This is a genomic window from Thiogranum sp. (assembly GCF_058323355.1).
In genome coordinates this window covers 1-3,329 of sequence record NZ_JBTTIO010000073.1, presented here as the reverse complement: position 1 = coordinate 3,329, position 3,329 = coordinate 1, and the positions used below count along the sequence as shown (strand labels likewise).

Genomic DNA, 3,329 nt, shown 5'->3' with positions numbered 1-3,329 from the left:
TGGAGTTCAGACGTGTGCTCTTCCGATCTTCCACAAACCACCGATGAGTATCCAGCGATCATTCAACGGTATTTCGAGAGAATCGTCCTTGTAGAAAAGCTAGCGGAGACGCGCGCCCTCACGGGTTTCGCGCGCATCACGCCGCCCCCATACCGAGAATTCGACCGTGGGGACCAAAGCCAATTGAGCCTGCAACCACAACCCTGGTTGCCGGCATTGCGCGTTCATGGCGAGGGACTCTTCCTGACTTTGCGGCACGAGGTGATACGCGATTGGATTACGGATCGAATGCTCGAACGAACCAACGTCATTACGGAAAGCTACCGGCGAATGGCGGTCGAACTGAACAGACGCCCGCACGTATTGCCGCCTTCATTCTTCCTACTGCATACGCTCGCTCATGTGCTGATCCGTCGCCTGAGTTTCGAGTGCGGCTACGGGAGTTCCGCGCTGCGCGAGCGCATTTATTGTCACGAGGGGGGTGACAGGGCGATGGCCGGCATTCTCATCTACACGGCAGCCGGCGACTGTGAGGGTACGATGGGCGGACTCGTTCAACAGGGGAAGCCCGGACGCTTCGAGGTTATCCTCCGCGGTGCGATCCACGATGCGTTGTGGTGCTCATCCGACCCTCTTTGCATCGAAAGCCACGGGCAAGGAACGGACTCTCTCAACCTCGCTGCCTGTCATGCTTGTGCGCTCTTGCCGGAGACAAGTTGTGAAGAGGGCAACCGCCTACTTGATAGAGGCGTTCTGGTCGGGACACCGGAACAGCCTGAACTCGGGTTCTTCACGGACTTGGTGAAGACCATTATTCTGTAGGCGTTGTTCAACAGACTCTTAGCGCAATCGAGATACGACAACATGGCAAGACCGAAACCAATACGAACATTCGACCTCTTCTGCGGTGGTGGAGGGAGCTCATGCGGCGCACGTCTTGCGGGAGCCACGACTGTCGGAGGCATCGACCTCTGGCCGGTAGCGACGGAAACGTTCAAACTCAACAACCCCGAAGCGACAGTTTACACGGAGGACTCACGAGAGCTAGAACCGGACAAAGTGCGGAAGAAGATCGGTCGCGTTGATCTTCTTCTTGCTTCGCCCGAGTGCACCAACCACAGCCCCGCCAAGGGCAACCTGCCACGATGTGAGCTCAGCCGGAAAACGGCTTTTGAAGTGATCCGCTTCGCCCGTAGCTTTGAGCCACGCTGGATTGTCGTTGAAAACGTCATACAGATGCAAGGCTGGAAACGCTTCAACTCCTGGCTCAAGCAGCTACATGGTCTCGGGTACCATACTCTGGTAGCGAAAATCACCGCAACGGACTATGGTGTGGCACAGATGAGGCGCCGGCTGTTTGTAATCTGCGACCGCAAGTATGAGCCGCGATTGCCACAGAAGCGCCCCAACGCAGACGCCACGGCCGGGCGCATCATTCAGGAATGTAAGCCGGACGGCACAGCATGGCCGTTTTCCCAACTGGACGCTCCCGGGCGAGCGGAAGCGACTTTGCGGCGAGCCGAGAATGCATTCCGCGAGATTGGCACGAGAACCCCGTTTATCATGGTTTATTACGGCAGCGACGGCGCCGGAGGATGGCAGACACTCGATCGACCTTTGCGGACGATTACCACACTGGATCGATTTGCGCTCGTCGTGCCGAACGGGCGTGGTCATCTCATGCGCATGCTCCAGCCCCCGGAACTGGCGGCGGCGATGGGCTTCCCGAAAAACTACAAGTGGTCCGAGGGCTCCCGCCGGGAGAGGATAAGGTTGATCGGGAATGCCGTGTGTCCGCCGGTAATGAAACGCATAGTCCAGACATTATGCAAGCAACCGTGAGCCCGGCTCCCAGGAAGAAGACTACGCGTCGTTGCACATCGAGCGACGTAGATATTCTGCCAGCGGAGCGCGTTCCGACATGCGTGAGTACTCGAACACGCTGGATCAGAGCGATAATCTGCGAGTTCTACCGCAATTCCTGTCGGAAGTACCCCTGGCGCCGGCGAATCGGAGTTTTTCGGACGCTTCTTACGGAATGTCTGCTACAGCGAACGCGTGCTGATGCCGTGTTGCAGGTTTGGCCGGATGTCATGGCACGATACGGCGATCCGAACCGACTGGCACGAGCATCTGTTCCCGGCCTCCGCCGACTATTGGCCCCGTTGGGATTCGTCAGCCGTGCGACCAGACTTCCCGGCCTCGGTGCGACGATTCGCGAGCGTCACGGCGGGCGGGTTCCACGAGACTGGGCACAGCTTGTGAAGTTGCCTTGTGTAGGACCGTACGTGGCTGGCGCGACGCGTTCATTCGGATGCGGGATACCTGAAGGAATCGTGGATGCCAACGTCATTCGTTTCTTTCAGCGATTCACGGGGATCGTGATTCCCCAAGGCTCGCGTCGAAACAATGTAATGCCCGGCCGCTACTGGCTGCCAACTGCGCGGCTACTTGCGAACACGACCGGGCACAAGGAAGTGAACTACGGCCTGCTGGACTTCGGAGCACAAATATGCCGGCCCCGCAATCCAGTCTGCAAACAATGCCCGTTCAGAGCCGCGTGTAGGTTTTCAAACGAAACCGGTTGACCGCGTGCCTACACCAGTAGCCTTTTGACGGCGCGTTGCATCAACGACGTCCGGATGTCCGCCGGCGCCGATCTCGTTCGGATGACATGGTCAAGCGGCCACGGCGCGAATGCCGTCACCGCATCGCACATCACGCGAGAGGCCGTCCTGTCGGCTTCAGTTCGAGCGTGTTGGCAAGGTGAGCAAGAGCACTTCGCGCCGCTTCGCCGTCCCGGCTCGCGGTGGGTATGGGTACTGAGCTGGCCGTGCCCTCGAATCGGCAGGACAGGATGCGCAATGGGCACGCCATCACAATCGATCCAGCAACGCCTCGAAGATCAGGTGAGTCAGATAGGCATCCTCGCTTGCTTCGTGCATCCTCGACTTGTCAGCCTCGATCGCGAGGGTCTCCAAGCAGAATTCGAGCGAGTATTGAAGGCCCTTGACTCTCGTCGATAGAACTCGAACCGTGTAGTCGCGCGGTGATTCGTGGCGGTGGTCGTATGGCGTGCCCATACGCCATCCCTTGAAGATCGCAGCGGTGTCGATGAACGCAGATGAGTCGGGCTCCCGCATGCCGATGCGCCGACATTCCGCTCGCAGGAATCGAAGATCGAAAAGGTGACTGTTGTGGCCTATGCATATCGGGGCTTCCCGCATCGCGGCAAGCAGGCGGGTCAGGCTCGCCTCGGGCGTGGTTCCGTCTTTGCGGATAGCATCAACCGATGGTTGCAGTCTTTGAGGAATGCCTCGATTGCCTCG

Annotated in this window: 4 protein-coding genes; 3 read left to right on the top strand and 1 reads right to left on the bottom strand. The window is 58.8% G+C overall.

Features of this window, described 5'->3' with window-relative positions; genetic code table 11:
• The 3 genes from drmB to ACW81B_RS11265 all read left to right on the top strand — a co-directional run.
• Window positions 1–822 (top strand): DrmB family protein (gene drmB, locus ACW81B_RS11275; RefSeq protein WP_491580322.1); only part of this gene is annotated, 822 nt, incomplete at its 5' end.
• Between the two features lie 42 nt (window positions 823–864).
• A complete protein-coding gene (locus ACW81B_RS11270; protein WP_491580321.1) occupies window positions 865–1,842 on the top strand; it encodes a DNA cytosine methyltransferase in 978 nt (325 codons plus the stop codon).
• Window positions 1,827–2,588 carry an endonuclease III domain-containing protein gene (locus tag ACW81B_RS11265; protein WP_491580320.1) on the top strand — a complete coding sequence of 254 codons (762 nt, stop codon included), beginning with the start codon at window positions 1,827–1,829 and terminating at the stop codon, window positions 2,586–2,588. The genes ACW81B_RS11270 and ACW81B_RS11265 overlap by 16 nt, the downstream gene beginning before the upstream one ends.
• 288 nt (window positions 2,589–2,876) lie before the next feature.
• Here ACW81B_RS11265 and ACW81B_RS11260 read toward each other — a convergent pair.
• Window positions 2,877–3,329, bottom strand: a 453-nt coding sequence (locus ACW81B_RS11260; RefSeq protein WP_491580319.1) for a 3'-5' exonuclease, incomplete at its 5' end; no start/stop codon positions are given.